Genomic DNA, 18954 nt, shown 5'->3' with positions numbered 1-18954 from the left:
GGGTTAGACCGCCGGGCTAAAGTCTTTTCGGGCCACTGGAAAAGGCACCCACGCTTGCCTTCCGGTGCTGAGCGCCTTGAATGCGCCTAATTGTTCAACGTGCGCACGAGCTAGATTTCGTCTTTGGTTATGGTCGCGCCGTGACTGAGATACGTGTCGAGCATCAACCGCGTATAATCGGCCGTGCTCTGGGTCACGGTGCCCAAACCGGGCCATGCGAACAACGGATCCGACCAAGTAACTTCCAACTCAATCTCGATCCCAAGCAGTGCGGCCACTTCGATCGCAGCGGTCGGCTCCTTGTCCTCGGGCCAGTAGTGATCCTCGAAGGAAACAACCACGTCGAGATCGTCATCAACCCAGATTTCGGCCAGACTCGCTCCCATGCGCTCGCTTGCATTGGTCGCATCCTCGAAAAGGGCAGCCCGGATCAAATGGGTCACCTGGTCACTGTCGAGGTCAAGCCTTGGCCGCGGATCTATAATTGACACGATGGGTTCAATCTCTTGCCTTTCGGCGCGGGATTGGACTGGCACTGGTTTTTCATCGGTCGGTTCCAGCCAGAAGGCTTCTGGAAAAATGTTGATTGGTGATGCGCCGCAGCTGGGGCAGTGCCATTGGTTTCCAGCGATCTGTGGGCCGGTGATCTCTGAGTTGCAGTGAAGGCAGTACCAGAGGTTCGATTCCTCCATCTCCAAGAACGGGTGCCGCACATTTCCTTCCGCATCCGGCTTTGTGGCGCGCCGTGGCCAATCGGCAAATCGCCGCGCCTTGACGCTCTGCATCAATTCCCTCGCAATCCCGATGGCTTCTTCACGTAGCACGCGATCGTTCATCGGGCTGGTCTGGGCATGCTTGATGTCGATCTCGACACGAGGGGCAGCCGAAGGGTTTTCTGGCAGCACTATGCGCCAGCTGTCACCTTCCATACGAACGTCGCCAAGCATCGTGCTCAACTCGTATGGATGCCCTCGTACTTCGCCTCGAGTGATGGCGTCGAGCCCCCCGAAGATATGGTCAAAGGTCGTACCCTCGTAGGACGTGATCCGTTGCACGAAGGCCTTTATCGCGGCGACTTGTGCTTCGGATGGGGCCCACTCTCCTTTTGCGCTGACCGTCAATGCGTTCCAATGAGGAAAGCCCAATCGAGCAGCAACAAAGTCGAGCGCCACGTGCTGCGGCTGCCCCGTCGCTCTAGCGTATCGCTTTGCCAGAAGTTTCAATGTCTTAAGTTGATCGTTCTCTGTCATGATCCATGTCCAAGCTGGATCTGACTAGGTGCCCGCTGCTAATCAGACCCGCCGATGGCATGAGGTCTGCTGTTCGAAATCAAGATCGCTGCAAAGCTTCGCGTGGCGGGCACACCGGCCTGCGAGAAAGGCCTTGTTTAACCTCTGCCATTTTTGAACGCAGGTCAACACCAGCGAGTTGCGGGCGTGCGGCGCATCCGACTTAGCGCCGTTTGCCCGAGAGAGTTTGAGGTTGGCCGGTTTCCCGGTGACAGGTTGAGGGCTGGGAGAGTGGCTCCCGGCACCTGTCGCGGAGGAATGCCGATGGGCGTTGTGGAAGTTCTGGATGCGGTACAGCCGACGCGGGCTGGTGGCTGGAAAGTGGATGTGAGCCGGGGTGATCGGAATGGGCGGGTGTCGTCCGAATGGTTCAACAGGCCGGATGACGAGCGGTACCTGTCGCTCGACGATCTCTGGGCCAATGTGAAGGGTCGCTCTGAGCGCAGCCGCAGCCGGGTGGTGCAAACCGCCGACATCCGTGTCGAGGCAGCGCGCGACAGTGCAGAGCGGCTCGACTTGGTCCTGCCGAAAGCGCATGAGCCGGTCGCACCCACGCACTGGGCCTTCGGCCAGCTTGCCAGCATCGTCGGTGCCCCGGCATCCTACCTGCGGCAGCTTCCCGCGCCTCTGGCGGGGATCAACCTGCAATACGGTTTGACCAACCACCGCGCCGAGCAGGTGAAGACCTTCGAGACCGAGGATGGCCGCACGGAACTGCGCGCCGTGACCGGTCCCGACTACGGCCGCATCCATGACTTCGAGCTTGTCGAGGCGGTTCAGCGCATCGCGGGCAATGGCACGGGCGATACGCGCTGGAAGGTACCGGGTGTGCTGGATTGGTCGACCGGGGTCTACAACCCCGATGTCGAAATCAGCCGCGATACGACCACGCTTTACGCTTCGGACCGCGATGTCTTCCTGTTCCTGGTCGATGATCGCAACCCGATCGAGGCGGGCAAGCTGGCGGACGGCTCCCCCGATCTCTATTTCCGGGGCTTCTATTGCTGGAATTCCGAGGTGGGCGCGAAGACCCTCGGCATGGCGAGCTTCTATCTGCGGGCGGTGTGCCAGAACCGCAACCTCTGGGGCGTCGAGGATTTCCAGGAGATCAAGATCCGTCACTCGAAATACGCAGCGTCGCGCTTCGCACATGAGGCGGCGCCGGCGCTGACGCGGTTTGCCAATTCCTCGCCGCAGGGGTTCGTGAACGGGATCCGGGCAGCTCGACAGCAGGTCGTGGCGCGCAGCGATGAGGACCGTGCCGATTTCCTGCGGAAGCGCGGTTTCTCGAAAGCCGAATCCGGCAAGATCATCGAGAAGGTTCTGATGGAGGAAGGCCGCCCGCCCGAGAGCATCTTCGATTTTGTGCAGGGCATCACGCGGCTTGCGCGCGACAAGACCCAGCAGGATGCCCGCCTTGATATGGAAGGGCGCGCCAAGAAGCTTCTCGACCGCGTTGGTTGAGGTGGCGACCGGAGGCGATATCGCCTCCGGTCTCGTCCCTGTTTCATCGATCTGCTACCGTGCCCGACATGTTTAGGTATTGGAAGTACGCGCATGGAAGAAATCGATTGGTCAGATCGTGCATTTTATGATGACGGCGAATGGGTTACCTGGTCGGAAATCGACGAGCAGCTTCGCTACAAGGAGTGGGGCGCTAAATACCCGAACGCGATCCGGTCTATGATCCCATATTTTGAGGATCTCCTGTCCCTCGCGGAAAGCTATCACCTCGAGACCGGCCTTCACCTCTCTGTCTACGGCGATATCGGTGAGCTGTTCGGTGCTATCACGTACGGTATCAAGCTGAACAAGACCTACGCCCAGGGTGCTGACGGAAGACTTGGCAATGATCATGTCGAGGTCAAAACCATTACGCCATTCAAGACAAAGGATGTGGTTGTGGTCGATACCAATGGGCATTTCAACAAGCTCTTGGTTGTAAAGATCAACGAGGATTTTCAGGTCTCGGGTCGCATGATCGACCGAAAAGATCTTCCAAAGCGCGAAGGGCGCTACTTGCGGGTTCGATGGGGCGATTTACCAACGCCGAAATGATCGGCCCGATCAGCGACAGAGAGTCCGAGGGGGCGGTTTGGTCTTTGACGGTTTGAAGCGGGGAGAGAGGCTCTCCGCACCGTCGGAGATATGCCCATGTTCGACCTTCCTCTCCAAACTCAGCCGGAAACGCAGAAAACAGGTTTGCCGCCGAGCTTCCTGACCGTTCTTGCAGATCAAGACTTGCCGTTTGCGCTCACGACGGCTTGCCATGCGCCCGCGGCTCTCATGTCCGGGCAGGCACACCCCAAGGTACTGGAGCGGTTTGCAACGCTGGCCGACGCCATGCAGGGGGCAATCGTTCACGCCGAAGATATCACACCTGAAGACGCTCCGCGCATCCTGGCAATCCTCGATCGGGAGGGCCGCCTCGTTCTGGCCGGGGCTACCAATGATGGCGGGGTCGCATGGTGCCACCCGGTCTCGGATGCCGCCGAAGCCCGCGCCGTCGTGTCCGAGGCCAGCCAGACCCGCGCGCAGGCCATGCGGGCGGCCGAGTGGCATGAACATAGCCTCGCGCGACGGCTGCGGCACCACGCCGACGTTCTCGATGCCCGTCTTGTCGATCCGCTCTGGCGTGTCTTCGCGTCTCGCGCCCTGCAGATCGCGGCGTGACGCCCGAGAGTCAGAGAAGGGCAGGGGAGGATGTGAGCCTAGGAGGACGAGAGAGAGCCTCGGGGTTCAGATCCTTTCCCTCATTTCGGAGTTTCCAATGTCCAAGATCGAACCCACCCTGGCCGCGCCGATGGCGCCGTCCAGGATTGATTTCGCCGCCGTGCTGGCCCGGCAGGCCGAGCGTGACGCGCGGATCGCAGCTTTGCGTCCAGCCAACAAGGAGCGCCTCTTCGATGGCCTGACTGCCGCGGGCATCACCCATGTGACCGTGAGCTTTGACGGCTATGGCGATAGCGGCCAGGTTGAAAGCATCGAAGCCTACGCTGGCGAGACCGAGGTTGCTTTCCCCAAGACCGCGATCGCCTATGCCGCATTGACCTGGGACGACCCGGAGGTCGAGATGCGGGCGCTTTCGCTCGAAGATGTCGTTGAGCAACTGGCCTACGACTTCCTTTCTGATACCCATGGCGGTTGGGAAAACAACGACGGGGCTTACGGCGAGTTCTGCTTCGATGCGAGCGCTCGTTCCATCCACCTCGAGTTCAACGAGCGCTTCACCTCGTCCGAACTCTACACCCATGAATTGTGAGGAGGCGACGATGGCACATCCCTATCACCACGCCCTGTCCTCGGTGAAGAAATGGGGCGGCACGGTCGACGACTACCTCGCCGTGCATTCCTGGTTCGACCAGAGCAAGGAGATCACAGCCGACTTTCGGCACCGGGCGCTGCGCCACCATGCGGAGGGCATCTTCATGGCCGAGACGATTTTCGGCCCGACCCTCATGCTGTCGACCGGGCGCGTCATCCCGACCCGCTGGGTCGGCGAGCAGCATGTTAAGGAGGACCTCGGCTTCATCCCGAGCTTCGCCGATTGGGTGAAGGCCATTCGGCCCCAGCCTTGGATGGGTCGGACCGAACGGATCGAGGCACAGGTCGATCCGCATCTCGTCTCGCCCGTGGTCGAGGTCACGTGACATGACCGATCCCACTTATCTAAGTCTTGGCTTGCCGCCGACCGCTTCGCCACTGGCAGTGGTCCGCGCGGCGGTCCGGGCGCTGCACCCCGACACGCGCGCTGTTTGCGGCCTCCGGACCGCGCGCAAGCGTTTCTACCGGCAGATGCTCTGCGCGCATGCCGCACGAAAGGCGGCAAACGACACGTCGATCGGCTGATCGCTCCCGGCCGACCCTTCATCCCGATTCAGTACCCGGCCTCTTGGCCGGGTCTTCCCCATTCAGGAGGTTCCCATGGCGGATTACTTCACCCATTTCTCATGCCTGCTCGACGTCGGCACACCCGAAAAGGCCGCCCGCGCGCTCGCGCTGTTTCAGGAACTCCGCGCTGCGGATCAGGACGCTGACGACCCGGAGGTCGCGGGCTTCGACCTCGCGCGCCAGGACGCGTCCGAGGGCAGCACCCTCTGGATCCATGACGACGAGCACGGCGATGTCGAAGCCGTCATCCGCTTTGTGCTGCGCCTCGCCGAAGACCTCGACCTCACCGGCCTTTGGGGATTCCAGTATGCTCTGACCTGCTCCCGACCGCGCCTCGACGCCTTCGGCGGTGGCGCGCATGCCATCGATCTCGGCGCTCGCAAATCCATCTGCTGGTCCAGCACGCAAGAATGGTTGGTCGCTGCGCTGAACGGGGAGGATATCGATGCCTGAGGTGATCTGCACCACCGTCTACCAGTTCCCCGAACTCTCGGATGCCGCCAAGGAGAAGGCGCGCAGCTGGTATCGCGAGCTTGGTCCCCATGACGATTGGTGGGACGCGGTCTATGAGGATTTCGAGCGGGTCTGCGAGCTCCTCGGCATCCGCCTGAAAGCCACCTCCGTCCGCCTGATGAGTGGCGGGACACGGGCCAAGCCCTGCATCTGGTTCTCCGGCTTCTGGAGCCAGGGTGATGGAGCTTCGTTCGAAGGCTACTGGTCCCACGTCAAGGGCGCCGCCGCGCGCATTCGGGACTACGCGCCCAAGGACGCGACGTTGCACGGCATCGCCGACCGGCTGCAGGCTATCCAGCGGCGGAACTTCTACCAACTCGCCGCCGAGGCCAGCCACCGTGGCCGCTACTACCATGAATACACCATGTCGGTGGACATCACGCGGGACAGCGCGACCTGGCAGCCGCCGACCGAGGATGCGGAAGAAGTCGTGACCGAGGCGCTGCGTGATCTGGCCCGCTGGCTCTACCGCCAGCTTGAAGCCGAATACGACCACCTCACCTCAGACCAGGCCATCGAGGAGGGGATCATCGTCAACGCGTATACGTTCACGGAAGGAGGGCGGCGGTTCGGGTAACAGAGATCAAAGCGTAAGGTTCATTTGATCTTTACAGTAAGTCCATATGGACTATATTGAAGCCAATGGAGGACGCCATGTACGTTGCAGAGAAAATCCGGGAACCCGCACAGATCAACGCCGTCGCGTTGAAAGCTTATGCACGCGTGGCCGATGCTTGGGGTCTCAGTCTCAAGGAAGCGGCTGGCCTTGCCGACATGTCAGAGAGCACGTGGAAGCGCGCCAAGAAGCCGGATTTCGCCGGAGAGCTCACCAAGGACCAACTGCTGCGGCTCAGCGCTGTAATTGGCATCTTCAAGTCGCTCGAACTCTACTTCTCGGAGCCTCTGGCAAAAAGCTGGTTCACCCGACCGAACAAGGGGCCGCTCTTTGGTGGAAGCCGACCAGTCGACACCGCCATCGACGGGGGTTTGCCGCAGATCCTCGCGGTTCGGACCTATCTTGATGCGTTGCGTGGTGGGGCATGAAGCAGACCGAGATTTCCGATCGCGGTCTCGTTCGTCTCCTGCCCGCCACTTACCACAAGCCACCGTCGCTGCGCGGTCTCGTCGATTCCGATGACGAGATGGAGATCCTGGCAGAGATCGAGGGCCTGACCAGCGGTCGTCTTCTGGCGGAACGTGGCCGCAATCCCCATCTGGACCCGCGCGAGCTTGCCTGGCAGCGCCGGAGCCAAGATCTGCGCATCTACGGCGACAGCCATGTCAACGCCGCCTTCACCTATACCCGCGCCGGCGGAAACCGCTTCAACACCGAGGAGCGCGGCGCCTGGTATTGCGCATGGGATGTCATGGTGTCCGTCAGCGAAGTGGCCTGGCACCGAACACGCGAACTCGGCTTTACCGGCAGTTTCCATGACAGCGCCCGCTATGTGGAATTGCTGGCGGATTTCATCGGCGTCTTCGATGACATGACCGACGAGCCGGGCCATCCCGCACTGCATCCGGATCCGGCTGTCGGATATCCCGAGGGCCAAAGCCTCGCCCAGCATCTGCGCCGGGCTGGATCGCGTGGCCTGATCTACCCCTCAGTTCGGGCTCCCGCGCCGGGCGGGAATTGCCTCGTCTGCTTCGAGCCCCACGCCATCCAGAACGTCCGGCCTGGCGCGTCTTGGGATCTTGTTTGGGATGGGACACCGCACTACTCGCTTACGGCCGTCGGCTGACGCGTTGCGGCGCAAGCGCCTGTTTGGCGGGGTCCGAAGACATGAAACTGGCACACGGCGACGTCTCTGCCCCAAAAGACCACTATAGTTTTCTTCGATGAGGTTGCTTTTCCAGCGTTGTGGACGCTCCAATCTCACCATTTCCAAAGAATTTATGGACTAGTCCCACGTGGAGGGAGATCTGAAGGCGCTGGGTCGAAAGACGGCAACGACTTGCAGTGGTTGCCGAAGGTCGCAGTGGTGTACCTCCTGGTGTGCCGCCGCGACCAGACCTTGGCCCTTCGGTGTCCTTCGGACAGGAGTTTGACCGAGGCTGACGTCCCGAAGGTCCAATCTGCCAATCTACAGGTTGGCAACTACGCTCGGTTTGCCAAGCCACGGTATGGCAGAAGCTCCGGAAGGCCGGAGCTAGCCAGTGCCGGGATCACTTGTTCCCGTCGATCCATTTCGACATGAGCCCCTTGTCACGGAAACATTCCTCCGGAACGGCGCGCCGTTTGATCCGGGCAAGCTTCTCCGCGAAGGCTACCTGCTTCGAGGTCGGCAGACGGTCCATGTCCGATACCGGCTTCAGCCGGGCCTGAGCCTCGATCCAACCGCTCAAAGATCTCCGGTCTTGCTGAACTTCCCAGGGCAGGAGCGTCCGGTTGCGCAGGACGAGCGACCGCGCATAGGCGATCTGCTTGGGCGTTACGGGCAGGGCGTGCTTGGTGCTTTCCATGGTGGAACCCCCATTCTGGCTTGGCTCTGAACATAGAACATAACAAGAACAAAATCAAGCCAAGCGTCGGGAACACCTTGGTGCGAGAGGGAGAGAGGGGCCGGGAAAGATCAGGTCCGAGGCTGCCCGAGAGAGGGTGTACGGGCCTGATCCTGTCCTTCATTCCGGAGTTTCCCGATGACCCATCTTGCCCCTGTTGCGCAGGCGTCCTTGCCTGCGCCCATTGTCTCGTTGGCAGCAAATCCCGCCCCTGCGATCGTTGCTGTTGCCGAAGCGCTGCAGCCCGATCTGGCGCAAGGGCTTCAGATCGACGCGCTGCGCCTGCGCTTCGAGATGGAGCGTGCCTTTGGCGGTTCCGATGCGACCGGTGCCTGGGACTGGAAGCTCGCCTATGAGGCCGGCGAGGTGGCGCTGGTTCTGTTCTTGCGGAAATTCGGTCGTGCGCTGCTGGCCCGGGCCGGCTCGCCTGCGGCGCTGTTGCCCATCCTCGCCAAGGTGGCGGGCCTTTTGCCCACGCACACCCGGCGGTCGGAAGAGATGGAGCGCTTTCAGCAATTCTCGACGCCCTTGCCCATGGGGCTCGCGGCACTGGCGGCAGCACAGATCACGCCCCGCGATTTGGTCTTGGAGCCGTCCGCCGGGACCGGGCTTCTGGCGATCCTCGCAGAGATCGCGGGCGGCAGCCTCGCGCTGAACGAGTTGGCGGACACCCGCGCCGATCTTCTGCGCCTGCTGTTCCCGGCCCGACCGGTCACCCGGTTCGATGCCGCGCAGATCGACGATCATCTCGATGCCTGCTCAAGCCCGAGCGTCATCATGATGAACCCGCCCTTCTCGGCCCAAGCCAATGTCGATGGTCGGTCGACCGAGGCGACGGCCCGGCATCTGCGCTCGGCCCTCGCGCGTCTGGCCCCCGGCGGACGGCTCGTCGCCATCACCGGAGCCGGTTTCGCGCCGGTTGCGCCTGCCTGGGCCGAGACCTTCGGCCGTCTGACCGAGACCGCCCATCTCGTCTTCACCGGCGCGGTGTCGGGCGCCGCTTTCGCCAAGCACGGCACCAGCTTCGAGACGCGGATTTCTGTCTTCGATAAATGCTGCGGCGGCGAGCCGGGCGGCATCACCGCCGACCTGCGCCAGCCCCTGTCTCCGGACGTGGCGCATCTGATGTCGCGGGTCACTGCAGAGGTTCCGCCGCGCCTCGAACTGGAACAGGCAGTAAATGCGGGTCTGTTCCATTCTTCCCTCTTCCCGGGAAGTCCTGCCCGCGCCACTCACACAACCACCAGCCGATCGCGCGCGACCTCTGCGGCTCAAATGGCGAAACCCGAAACGCCGATTGAGGCCGAGGAACTGGACTATGCTCTCCGCGACGCCGCCGAGGAAGAAGACGCCGCACGGCTGTCCGACGCGATCTACGAGACCTTCCGTCTGCAGGCTATCGACATCCCAGACGCCGCATCGCACCCGACCAAGCTTGTGCAATCGGCGGCCATGGCCTCTGTCGCACCTCCGAAACCCACGTACCGCCCCAAGCTACCCCCGGCCGTCCTGCGCGACGGCCTGCTGTCCGACGCGCAGCTCGAGACCGTTATCTACGCGGGGGAGGCGCATGGCGCGCATCTCACTGGGTCTTGGACCGTCGATGAGACCGGAGACGTGGTCTCCGCTGCACCGGACGATGCCGTTGACGCCGACCGCTTCCGCCGGGGTTTCTTCCTCGGCGATGGCACCGGCGCGGGCAAAGGCCGGCAGTCTGCCGGGATACTGCTCGACAACTGGGCCCGAGGAAGACGCAAGGCGCTCTGGATATCGAAGAGTGACAAACTCCTAGAGGATGCGCAGCGCGACTGGTCGGCCCTTGGCCAGGAGCGGCTTTTGGTGACGCCGCTCTCGCGCTTTGCCCAAGGCCGCGACATCCCTCTGACCGAGGGCATTCTCTTCACCACCTACGCGACCTTGCGCTCCGAAGAGCGCGGATCGAAGAAATCCCGCGTCGACCAGATCGTCGACTGGCTCGGGGCGGATTTCGACGGGGTGATCCTCTTCGACGAAAGCCATGCCATGGCGAATGCTGCCGGGGGCAAAGGCGAGCGGGGTGATACCATGGCCTCGCAGCAGGGCAGGGCGGGCCTGCGCCTGCAGCACAAGCTGCCCAACGCCCGCGTGGTCTATGTCTCGGCCACGGGCGCGACGACGGTCCACAATCTCGCTTATGCTCAGCGTCTCGGTCTCTGGGGCGGGGAGGATTTCCCCTTTCAGACCCGGTCGGAATTCGTGGAAGCCATTGAGGCTGGCGGTGTCGCGGCGATGGAGGTTTTGGCCCGCGACCTCCGGGCGCTTGGTCTCTACACGGCGCGGTCGCTGTCCTATGACGGTGTCGAATACGAGATGCTGGAACATGTTCTCAGCCCCGAGCAGCGTGGCATTTATGATGCCTATGCCGGGGCCTTCGCCATCATCCACAACAACCTGACCGCGGCGCTGGAGGCGGCGAACATTACCGGCGCGGCCGACGGGCCGAGCGGGTCGGGCACGCTGAACCGCCAGGCGAAATCCGCAGCGCGGTCAGCCTTCGAGAGCGCCAAACAGCGCTTCTTCGGCCATTTGCTCACCTCGATGAAGACCCCCACGCTGATCGCATCCATCGATGACGATCTGGCTGCGGGCCACGCGGCGGTCATCCAGATCGTCTCGACGGGTGAGGCGCTGATGGAACGCCGCCTGTCGGAGATCCCAACCGACGAATGGAATGATATCCGTTGTGACATCACACCCAGGGAATACGTTCTGGACTACCTCGCCCATTCCTTCCCGGTGCAGCTCTACGAGCCTTTCACCGACAGCGAGGGCAACCTCTCGTCGCGCCCCGTCACGCGCGACGGCCAACCGGTGGAGTGCCGCGAAGCCGTCCGGCGTCGTGACGCGCTGATCGAGAAACTGGCTTCGCTTCCGCCGGTGCCGGGTGCACTCGACCAGATCGTCCAGCGCTTCGGCACGGATCTCGTGGCCGAAGTCACAGGGCGCTCGCGGCGCATCGTGCGGAAGGGCGAAGGGCATTCGGCACGGCTCGTGGTGGAGAACCGGGCCGGAGCCGCGAACCTCGCGGAAACCCAAGCCTTCATGGATGACGAAAAGCGTATCCTGATCTTCTCGGATGCCGGCGGCACCGGGCGCAGCTATCACGCCGATCTCGGGGCGAAGAACCAACGCCTGCGGGTCCACTACCTCTTGGAACCCGGCTGGAAGGCAGACTCGGCGATTCAGGGCCTCGGACGCACCAACCGGACCAACCAGGCGCAGCCGCCGCTGTTCCGGCCGGTGGCCACCGATGTCAAAGCGGAGAAGCGGTTCCTGTCGACCATCGCGCGACGTCTCGACACGCTTGGCGCTATAACGCGCGGCCAGCGCCAGACCGGCGGGCAAGGGCTGTTCCGGCCCGAAGACAACCTCGAGTCGCCCTACGCCCGCGACGCCCTGCGCCAGCTTTACCGCCGTATCTATCGCGGCGATCTGGCCGGATGTTCGCTCGGGGCTTTCGAGGATGCGACCGGGCTCAGCCTGACCGATGATAACGGGCTGAAGGATGACCTGCCGCCGATCACGACCTTCCTCAATCGCCTGCTGGCGCTGACGATCGACATGCAGGCCGTGCTGTTCGCGGGTTTCGAGGAGCTGCTCGATCAGCGAATTGAGGGCGCCATCGCCGCCGGGGTCTATGATCTCGGGCTCGAGACACTCCGTGCTGAGAGCTTCCGGGTGACCGACGTACAGGTCATCTACACCCATCCGGGCTCCGGCGCGAAAACCCAGCTGCTGACCATCGCGGAAAAGCGCCGCAACACGCCTACCTCGCTGGCCGATGCGCTCGAATGGCTGGATGACCCGCAGGCGCGGCTTCTGGTCAACAGCCGCTCGGGCCGGGCTGCCGTGCAGGTTCCCGCCACCAGTCACATGCTGGAAGATGGGACCATCGAGCCGCGCCTGCGCCTGATCCGCCCGACCGATGCCAGCACAGTCCCGGCAAAGATCATGGAGGACACCCGCTGGCTCGAGGCCGACCGCGCGGCCTTCTCCGCCGCCTGGACCGCGGAACTGGCCGAGGTGCCGGAGTTCTCCGAAGCCACGCTGCACATCGTGGCAGGCCTGCTGCTGCCGATCTGGAAGCAGCTTCCCCAGGATGAAACCCGCGTCTACCGCCTGCAGACCGATGACGGGCAACGCATCATCGGCCGCCGCGTCTCGCCCGCTTGGGTCGCGACCACGCTGGCCAAAGACGCGCCGAAGCTCTCGGCGGCGCAGGTCCATGCCCTCGTTCTGGAGGGCAAGACCGTGGTGCGCCTGTCCGAAGGGATGGAATTGCACCGCTCGCGCGTCATGGGCGCGAACCGGATCGAACTGTCGGGCTTCTCGGAGGCAGCCAAGGATCGGCTCAAGGCCGATGGCTTCTTCTCGGAGATCATCAGTTGGAAGCTTCGGCTGTTCTGCCCGACCGACGCCGATGGCGTCGCGATACTGGATCGTCTGCTTGCACGTTGTCCTGTCGCAAGGCTACATGATCGCGGAGGTTGTTGACCCATGTATTCCGAGACCGAAGACCTCGTGCGCGATCTGGCAGAAAATGCCGAAGGCGTCTGTCGTGCCTACCTTCCCGCCGGACGGCGGGAAGGATCCTACTGGATCGTCGGCGATCTGCAGAACAACCCCGGCCGGTCGCTCTTCGTGCGATTGACGGGCCCGGCGTCGGGACCAGGAGCAGCGGGCAAGTTTACGGATGGGGCCACAGGCGAGCATGGCGATCTCCTGGACATCATCCGCGCCCGGACGGGGATCACGCGCTTCCCCGACCTTCTCGCCGAGGCCCGAGCGCATCTTGGCCGTCCGCAGCCGGTCGCCCCGGATAGGCAAGAGCCGAGGAAGGCCAAGGCGCCCGGTGGCACTCCCGCGGCGGCGCGCTTGTTTGCTGCCTCGAACCCGATCACAGGCACGCTTGCTGAGACCTACCTCCGTTCCCGAGGCATCACCCAATTCGGGGCGAACGGCGCCTTACGCTTCCACCCGAAGTGCTGGCATCGGGAAGAGGGGCAGACCCGGAGCATCCCCAGACCTGCGATAATCGCGGCGGTCACCGATGGGGCAGGGGCCGTGCAGGGAGCGCAGCGCACCTGGCTGGCGCCTGACGGACAGGGGAAGGCGGCAGTGAATCCACAGCGTCGGGCTATGGGTCACCTACTCGGCAATGCTGTCAGGCTCACCCCGCACGATGACATCCTCGTCGTCGGCGAAGGCATCGAGACCATGCTGTCCCTGTCCGAGGCAATCCCAGGTCTGCCCGTCTGGGCGGCACTCTCTTCGGGTCACCTCGGGGCGGTCCTGTTGCCGGAGGGGCTCAAGCGCCTTTACGTCGCGATCGATCGCGATCCGGCCGGGCAGCGCGCGGCAGAGAAGTTGAGCGCCAGAGCCTCCGAGGTCGGGGTGCGCGTGCGGGTGCTGGAACCGCGGCTCGGGGATTTCAATGATGATCTTCGGGCGAACGGCAAGGACGCGCTGCGCCAGCATCTGGCAGGTCAGATCGGGCCAGAGGATCGGCATCGCCTGCCCAGCTGAGCTGCATCGCGCAGGTGGGGGGCTGGGAGTGCGGGGCAGGGGGCTGCATCCCGTCGTGGCTCTGGATCGTCGTCCTCACCCCATCCAGGGCCTTGCGCATCCACCCGTCAGCCCTGCGCGGCCTTCAAGAGATGGGCAGGCCGTCAAAGCGGTTGCCCCTGCAAGGTCGGCAGGGAACCTATTTCCGCCGGCGGCAAAGCCGCCTTTGCATCGCGAGACAAATAGCTTCCCTGCCGACCTCCTCCACGCTGTTCCGGCCCCGGTGAAGCCGGGGTGAAGGGGCAACCGCCCCGACGGCTCGGGTCTGCCCATGAAGGCCGCGCGGGATGACGCGCGGACGAGACAGGCCCGGAGGCAAGAAACCGATGACGATCCATACCCACGACGACGCGTATGAACCCGCCCATAGCGCATCCCAGACCGCCCATGCGCTCGACGAGCTGCAGCTGTATGGCTACCGCCCCTTCGACGAGCCCGATCCGCGCCCGATGCCCGATGGGCAGCGCCTCGCGGTCGCCGTCGCCGACATCTTCGACGCCCTCGTCGCGACCCTGGAAGACACCCGTATGGAACCCGATCTCGAAGAGGTGCTCTGGGGCCAGGTCAACCTTTTCCACCGCGCCACGGCCCGGATCGAGCGGTCGCTCGATGAGAACGAACAGGCGCAGCGCCGCCTCCAACGCGAGCAGGACGGCTCGGAGGTGAAATCCGTCGAGCTCGAGCGCCTGACGGCCGAAGGCCTGACCCTCGTCGAACGGCGGAACTGCATGGACATGATGCGCGATCACGCCGCATCCGAGTTTGTTCAGCACACGGGATCGACCTGGCGCCCCCGCACCGGCTCGATGGTGAACCGCCAGCACATGACCGCCGCCCTGATCGACAGCCGCGATTTCCTGGCCGCCAAGCGCCGCGCAGAGACCGAGGTGATGTTGCCCGCTGGCCCCAAGGTCGCCCTCACCGGCGGGACCGATTTCAACGATCACCGCCTGATCTGGGGCAAGCTCGACCAGGTCCGGACCAAGTATCCCGACATGGTCCTCCTGCACGGTGGCAGCCCGAAGGGCGCAGAGCTCATCGCCGCCAAATGGGCCGAAGCCCGGGGCGTGACGCAGGTGGCCTTCAAGCCCGACTGGACCAAGCACGCCAAGGCCGCGCCCTTCAAGCGCAACGACGCGATGCTGGATGTGCTCCCGGTCGGGGTCCTCGTCTTCCCCGGAACCGGTATCCAGGAAAACCTCGCCGACAAGGCCAAAAAGCTGGGCATCCCGGTCATGAAGTTCGAGAAGGGGGCGTGAGCCCCCTCTTTCTTTTCGGGATAGAACATAGTGGAAACGTCGAAGAGCGCTTGATATTGTGGTTTGGAGAGAGGCGTCAACAACATGTTCGACATATCGCGGCAAATGGAAGTGTTCCCGACGACGGTCGATCTCAAGCGGATCGACCCGTCTCTCAACATGCGGCGCTTCTATCGAATGAGCGTTCAGCCGGACCTGTTTGGCGGCGCATGCCTTGTGCGGGAATGGGGCCGTATCGGGTTTCGAGGGCAGATGATGGTCGAGACGCACCCTGATGAAGGCAACGCCATCACCGCGTTGATGAAGCTGGCAGCGGTGAAGAAGCGGAGGGGTTACGTTCAGTGATCGATCTTGGACGCAGCCATTTTCTCATCGCATTTAGAGTTCTGCTGGATCAATTGGAAGTGAGGTCCAACGCCTCGCCCCGCTTTAGTATCTCGTAGATCACCCCTTCGAGGATAGGAAGGGCCTGGCGATCCTTGCTAAGGAGAAGCGTGGCGAGCGCACTATGCGAAGACATTGCCCGGACCACTGCCGCCTGCACCGCGCCGGGGAGGTTCCCCTTCATCGCTTGATCCTTACTGTTATTATCGATCTGAGCCATCACAACCGGGTTCTGGCGGGTAATCGCTGCAACCTGGTTCACGAAGGCGACCTGGTCCTCGATCGGGGTGGCCTCCCCAAAGAGGCTGTTCAGGCGTTCGATGAGCTCCTGCATGTAGACCGGTAGGGCACCGGGCCGTCCCCCGCCGCCGCCGCCCTTTATGGGGTCGAGGGTGGGGGGCTCCTCATCCTCGCCGTTGCTAGCCTCCTCTCGCTCCACGATGTCATAGCCGGTCAGCGCGATTCCGTGCAGGTCGATCTCGGACGCTGGAACCCCATCCAGTCGGTTCGCGAGCAGTTTCGAGAAGGCCGCGAAGACCTCAAGGTCCGGATCGCCGAGATCGACCAACTGCGCGACATAGGCGTAAAGGCGTCCGAACCGGGCTAGGCCTGCCTTGAAATCCGTCAGCGACACGATCGCTGTCTCGACCTGTTCGCGCTCGTGATCGGCGCGTTTCATCCCGTCTTCGTTCCCGGTCGCCTTCGCCTTCTGCCAGGCGTCCTCGGCCTCTGAGGCGCGGTTTCGAAGCTCCGTGAGCCGATGGTTATAGGCGTCGGTTGGTTCCTGCGTCGCGGCGTACATCGCCTTGTGGGCCGCCTCGTCATCGGTGCCGCTGGCGGCGGCCGTCGCTGTCCGAAACCGGGCCCTCTGGAAGTCGAGGACGTGTGTCTCGTCATAGACCCCCTGATCGTCGAGGAACTCCTTCAGGTCATAGACGACGTTGAGGTCCTGCACCTCCTCGATCTTGGCGCCCCGGTCATACTGGGCGAAGGCGGCCCGTACCACTTCCGGGTCGTTGATAAAGTCGATGATGAAGGTCTGGTCCTTCCCGGGAAAGGTCCGGTTCAGACGGGAGAAGGTCTGGACGATCTCGACCGCGTTCGCGATCTTCTTGTCTACATACATTGCGACTAGCTTCGGCTGGTCGAAACCGGTCTGGAACTTGTTCGCCACCAGCATGACCCGGTATTCCGGTCGGTCGAAGACGTGGCGCAGGTCCTTGCCGCCCGCGTCCGGGTTCATGTTCGCTTCGGTAAACTCCGCATCCTCCTCAACGACGAATGCATCCCCCTGCAACAGGTCGTCATTCGGGTGCATGACCTCTCGCCCGGTCAGTTTGCCCGAAAAGGCGACGAGGGCCCGGATGTACCCGTATTCCGGGTTCGCCGCGATGAAGGCGTCGAACGCCCGCTTGTACCGGACTGCAGAGGCCCGGGAGCTGGTGACCACCATGGCCTTCGCTTTCCCGTCCAGCAGGTGGGCCACGTTCTTCGAGAAGTGCTCGATGATGAATCGGACCTTCTGTGTGACGTTAGTCGGGTGCAGCGTCATCCACTTCGCCAAGGCCCGCTTCGCCGCCTTCCCATCAACCCGCTTCTCCTCGACGATCTCCTGCCCGAGGTTGAAGGCCGTCTTGTAGGGGACGTAGCCGCGAAGCACGTCGAGGATGAACCCTTCCTCGATCGCCTGGCGCATCTCGTATTTGTGGAACGAGACCGGGAGGTTGTCCTCCGCGGCGGGCCTTGTCGGGTCCGCCGGGCGCCCAAAGAGCATCATGGTCGAGTGTTTTGGGGTCGCGGTGAAGGCGAAATGGGACACGTTCGCCGGGCGCTTCCGGGACCGCTGGACCTCTAGAAGGATGTCCTCGACCGTCATCTCCGACATATCCTGCTTGGCTGATAGGGCCAGTGTTGCCTGCAGTTTCGAGGCCGTGTTTCCAGTCTGGGAATTATGCGCCTCGTCGATGATCACCGCGAAGTTCCGGTCCCGGAGGGACTTTTCGGTCAGGATCGCCTCCATCGCGAAGGGGAAGGTCTGGATGGTTACCACGATAATGGGTGTGCCCTTCAGCATTGCCTCGCTGAGCTGCTCGCTCTTCGACTTCGAGGACGTCTCCCTGTCGATCGCCGCGATCAGCCCCTTCTGGTGGTCGATCTGCTGGACAGCGTCCTGCAGCTGTCCGTCCAGAACGTTCCGATCTGTTACGATGATCACCGTGTCGAAGATCGGAGTCCCGTCGTCCCGGCGCAGCTTCACCAGGTCATGCGCCGTCCATGCGATTGTCGAGGTTTTTCCGGACCCGGCGCTGTGCTCGCACAGGTAGGGGTGTCCCGGCCCCTTCACCTTCGCGTCTGCGATCATCTTGTTGACCGCGTCGAACTGGTGGAACCGGGGGAAGATCAGGGTCTCTTTGACCGACCAGTTCCCCTTCAAGTCGACCACGTTCTTCTTCTCGACATAGACGAAGCTGTGGAAGATCCGCAGGAACGCGTCCGGCTGGCAGATTTCCTCCCAGAAGTAGGCGACTGGATACTCCCCATCGGCCCGGGCCGCGTTACCGGCCCGACCGTCATTCCCCTTGTTGAAGGGAAGGAAGAAGGTGTCCTCCCCCGCAAGCTTGGTGGTCATCCAGATCTCGCTGTCGGACATCGCGAAATGGACAACCGCGCCGCGATGCTGCGTCAGAAGCGGATGCTTGCGTTTCGTGACCGGGTCTACGGGCAAGCGCTCGCGCCGGTACTGGGCCTTCGCGTGTTCGACCGACTGGGTGAAATCCGTCTTCAGCTCGACCGTCGCCAGCGGCAGGCCGTTCAGGAACAGGCCGAGGTCTATGGCGAGCTCGCGGCCCGGGTGATATTTCAGCTGCGGCACGACCCGCAGCCGGTTCGACGCGTAGCGGTGCAGGACCTTCTCGTTGCGCTGGTCTTCCGGGGCCGCCTCGGACAGGTCAAGGTGACCGCTGCCAGCGACGGAGAAGCCCCGGCGCAGGGTCTGTACTATTCCCTGTTTCTCCAGCGCAGTCTCCAGCCGGTCCATGACCACTGTAAGGGTCTTGTCGCCGTTCATCGCCTGAAGCCGGTCCCATTTCTGCGGCTGGGTGGCGCGCAGCCAGGCCTCCAGATCCTCCGGGTACATGGCGCGGTCGGCATCAAACGCGTCGGAGGCGCCGATCAGCCAGCCTGCGGCTGCGAGCCTTTGGACGATATAGGACTCGAGGTGCTTCTCGTGATGCAGGTCGCTCATTCTGTCACCTCCGTACCGCCGGCCTGCGCCTGCTGCCACTCGTGATAATTCAGCTTCGAACCTCGGACCTTCCACTCAAGCTGTCCGTTGCTGTTCCGGTCCAGCACGGCAGCCGCCGCGGCCGAGGCTCCGCTGACGAACAAGAGACCCGACCTGCCGTGGATCGTCGCCTTGCGCAGACCCGTGGGTTTCCCGTCGACCAGAAAAAGCTGGATGGTCCGCCCGAAGGTCTCACCGGTGGTCATGCGGCCACCTCTTTCACAAGTCT

Annotated in this window: 18 protein-coding genes; 14 read left to right on the top strand and 4 right to left on the bottom strand. The window is 63.1% G+C overall.

All coding sequences use genetic code 11. The features are described 5' to 3' along the window. Positions 1-110 precede the first annotated feature (110 nt). Positions 111-1250, bottom strand: a complete 1140-nt coding sequence (locus TQ29_RS19665) for a hypothetical protein (protein ID WP_235953169.1) — start codon at positions 1248-1250, stop codon at positions 111-113. Between the two features lie 303 nt (positions 1251-1553). Between TQ29_RS19665 and TQ29_RS19660 the strand changes: the two genes are divergently transcribed. The 10 genes from TQ29_RS19660 (at position 1554) to TQ29_RS19620 (ending at position 7435) form a co-directional block, all read left to right on the top strand. Beyond that, a complete protein-coding gene (locus TQ29_RS19660) occupies positions 1554-2753 on the top strand; it encodes a hypothetical protein (protein WP_054540787.1) in 1200 nt (399 codons plus the stop codon). A 93-nt stretch (positions 2754-2846) separates the two neighbouring features. After that, on the top strand, positions 2847-3347 hold the full coding sequence (locus TQ29_RS19655) for a hypothetical protein (protein WP_007803268.1): 501 nt from the start codon (positions 2847-2849) through the stop codon (positions 3345-3347). A 96-nt stretch (positions 3348-3443) separates the two neighbouring features. Further along, positions 3444-3962 carry a hypothetical protein gene (locus tag TQ29_RS19650; RefSeq protein ID WP_054540835.1) on the top strand — a complete coding sequence of 173 codons (519 nt, stop codon included), beginning with the start codon at positions 3444-3446 and terminating at the stop codon, positions 3960-3962. Positions 3963-4059: 97 nt separating this feature from the next. Beyond that, a complete protein-coding gene (locus tag TQ29_RS19645; protein ID WP_054540786.1) occupies positions 4060-4551 on the top strand; it encodes a DUF6878 family protein in 492 nt (163 codons plus the stop codon). A gap of 10 nt (positions 4552-4561) precedes the next feature. Then, positions 4562-4939: a hypothetical protein gene (locus tag TQ29_RS19640; protein ID WP_054540785.1), complete on the top strand. Its 378-nt coding sequence runs from the start codon at positions 4562-4564 to the stop codon at positions 4937-4939. Between the two features lies 1 nt (position 4940). Further along, positions 4941-5138 (top strand): hypothetical protein, encoded by a 198-nt coding sequence (locus TQ29_RS20515; RefSeq protein WP_058249044.1) that lies wholly within the window; start codon positions 4941-4943, stop codon positions 5136-5138. A gap of 75 nt (positions 5139-5213) precedes the next feature. Continuing rightward, complete coding sequence (locus TQ29_RS19635) at positions 5214-5633, top strand: hypothetical protein (protein ID WP_054540784.1); 420 nt, start codon at positions 5214-5216, stop codon at positions 5631-5633. Continuing rightward, the gene (locus TQ29_RS19630; RefSeq protein ID WP_054540783.1) at positions 5626-6270 is read left to right on the top strand and encodes a hypothetical protein; all 645 of its coding nucleotides are present in this window, start codon (positions 5626-5628) and stop codon (positions 6268-6270) included. Before TQ29_RS19635 ends, TQ29_RS19630 begins: the two co-directional genes overlap by 8 nt. Before the next feature lie 65 nt (positions 6271-6335). Then, entirely contained in the window at positions 6336-6737 is a 402-nt protein-coding gene (locus TQ29_RS19625) for an MbcA/ParS/Xre antitoxin family protein (protein ID WP_028095451.1), read from the top strand. Then, a complete protein-coding gene (locus TQ29_RS19620; protein ID WP_054540782.1) occupies positions 6734-7435 on the top strand; it encodes an RES family NAD+ phosphorylase in 702 nt (233 codons plus the stop codon). Before TQ29_RS19625 ends, TQ29_RS19620 begins: the two co-directional genes overlap by 4 nt. Positions 7436-7859: 424 nt before the next feature. Here the strand turns inward: TQ29_RS19620 and TQ29_RS19615 are convergent, their stop codons facing one another. Further along, entirely contained in the window at positions 7860-8156 is a 297-nt protein-coding gene (locus TQ29_RS19615; protein WP_054540781.1) for a hypothetical protein, read from the bottom strand. Between the two features lie 177 nt (positions 8157-8333). On the opposite strand from TQ29_RS19615, the gene TQ29_RS19610 reads away from it, so the two are divergent. From TQ29_RS19610 to TQ29_RS19595, 4 genes are all read left to right on the top strand, one after another. After that, positions 8334-12728, top strand: coding sequence for a strawberry notch family protein (locus TQ29_RS19610; RefSeq protein WP_054540780.1), 4395 nt, complete (start codon positions 8334-8336; stop codon positions 12726-12728). A gap of 3 nt (positions 12729-12731) precedes the next feature. Next, positions 12732-13760, top strand: a complete 1029-nt coding sequence (locus TQ29_RS19605; protein WP_054540779.1) for a toprim domain-containing protein — start codon at positions 12732-12734, stop codon at positions 13758-13760. A gap of 365 nt (positions 13761-14125) precedes the next feature. Beyond that, positions 14126-15058 (top strand): DUF2493 domain-containing protein, encoded by a 933-nt coding sequence (locus tag TQ29_RS19600; RefSeq protein WP_054540778.1) that lies wholly within the window; start codon positions 14126-14128, stop codon positions 15056-15058. 84 nt (positions 15059-15142) lie between these two features. After that, positions 15143-15403 carry a WGR domain-containing protein gene (locus TQ29_RS19595; protein WP_054540777.1) on the top strand — a complete coding sequence of 87 codons (261 nt, stop codon included), beginning with the start codon at positions 15143-15145 and terminating at the stop codon, positions 15401-15403. Between the two features lie 49 nt (positions 15404-15452). On the opposite strand, the gene TQ29_RS19590 is transcribed toward TQ29_RS19595, so the two are convergent. Together TQ29_RS19590 and TQ29_RS21215 are read right to left on the bottom strand one after the other, a co-directional pair. Continuing rightward, complete coding sequence (locus TQ29_RS19590) at positions 15453-18686, bottom strand: type I restriction endonuclease subunit R (RefSeq protein WP_054540776.1); 3234 nt, start codon at positions 18684-18686, stop codon at positions 15453-15455. Continuing rightward, positions 18683-18931, bottom strand: coding sequence for a hypothetical protein (locus tag TQ29_RS21215; protein WP_054540775.1), 249 nt, complete (start codon positions 18929-18931; stop codon positions 18683-18685). Before TQ29_RS21215 ends, TQ29_RS19590 begins: the two co-directional genes overlap by 4 nt. Between the last annotated feature and the right edge of the window lie 23 nt (positions 18932-18954).

This window comes from Actibacterium sp. EMB200-NS6, from assembly GCF_001305615.1.
GTDB classification, from domain to species: Bacteria; Pseudomonadota; Alphaproteobacteria; order Rhodobacterales; family Rhodobacteraceae; genus Actibacterium_A; species Actibacterium_A naphthalenivorans.
Note: the sequence above shows the minus strand (reverse complement) of the source record. Positions and strands in the feature narration are given on the sequence as shown.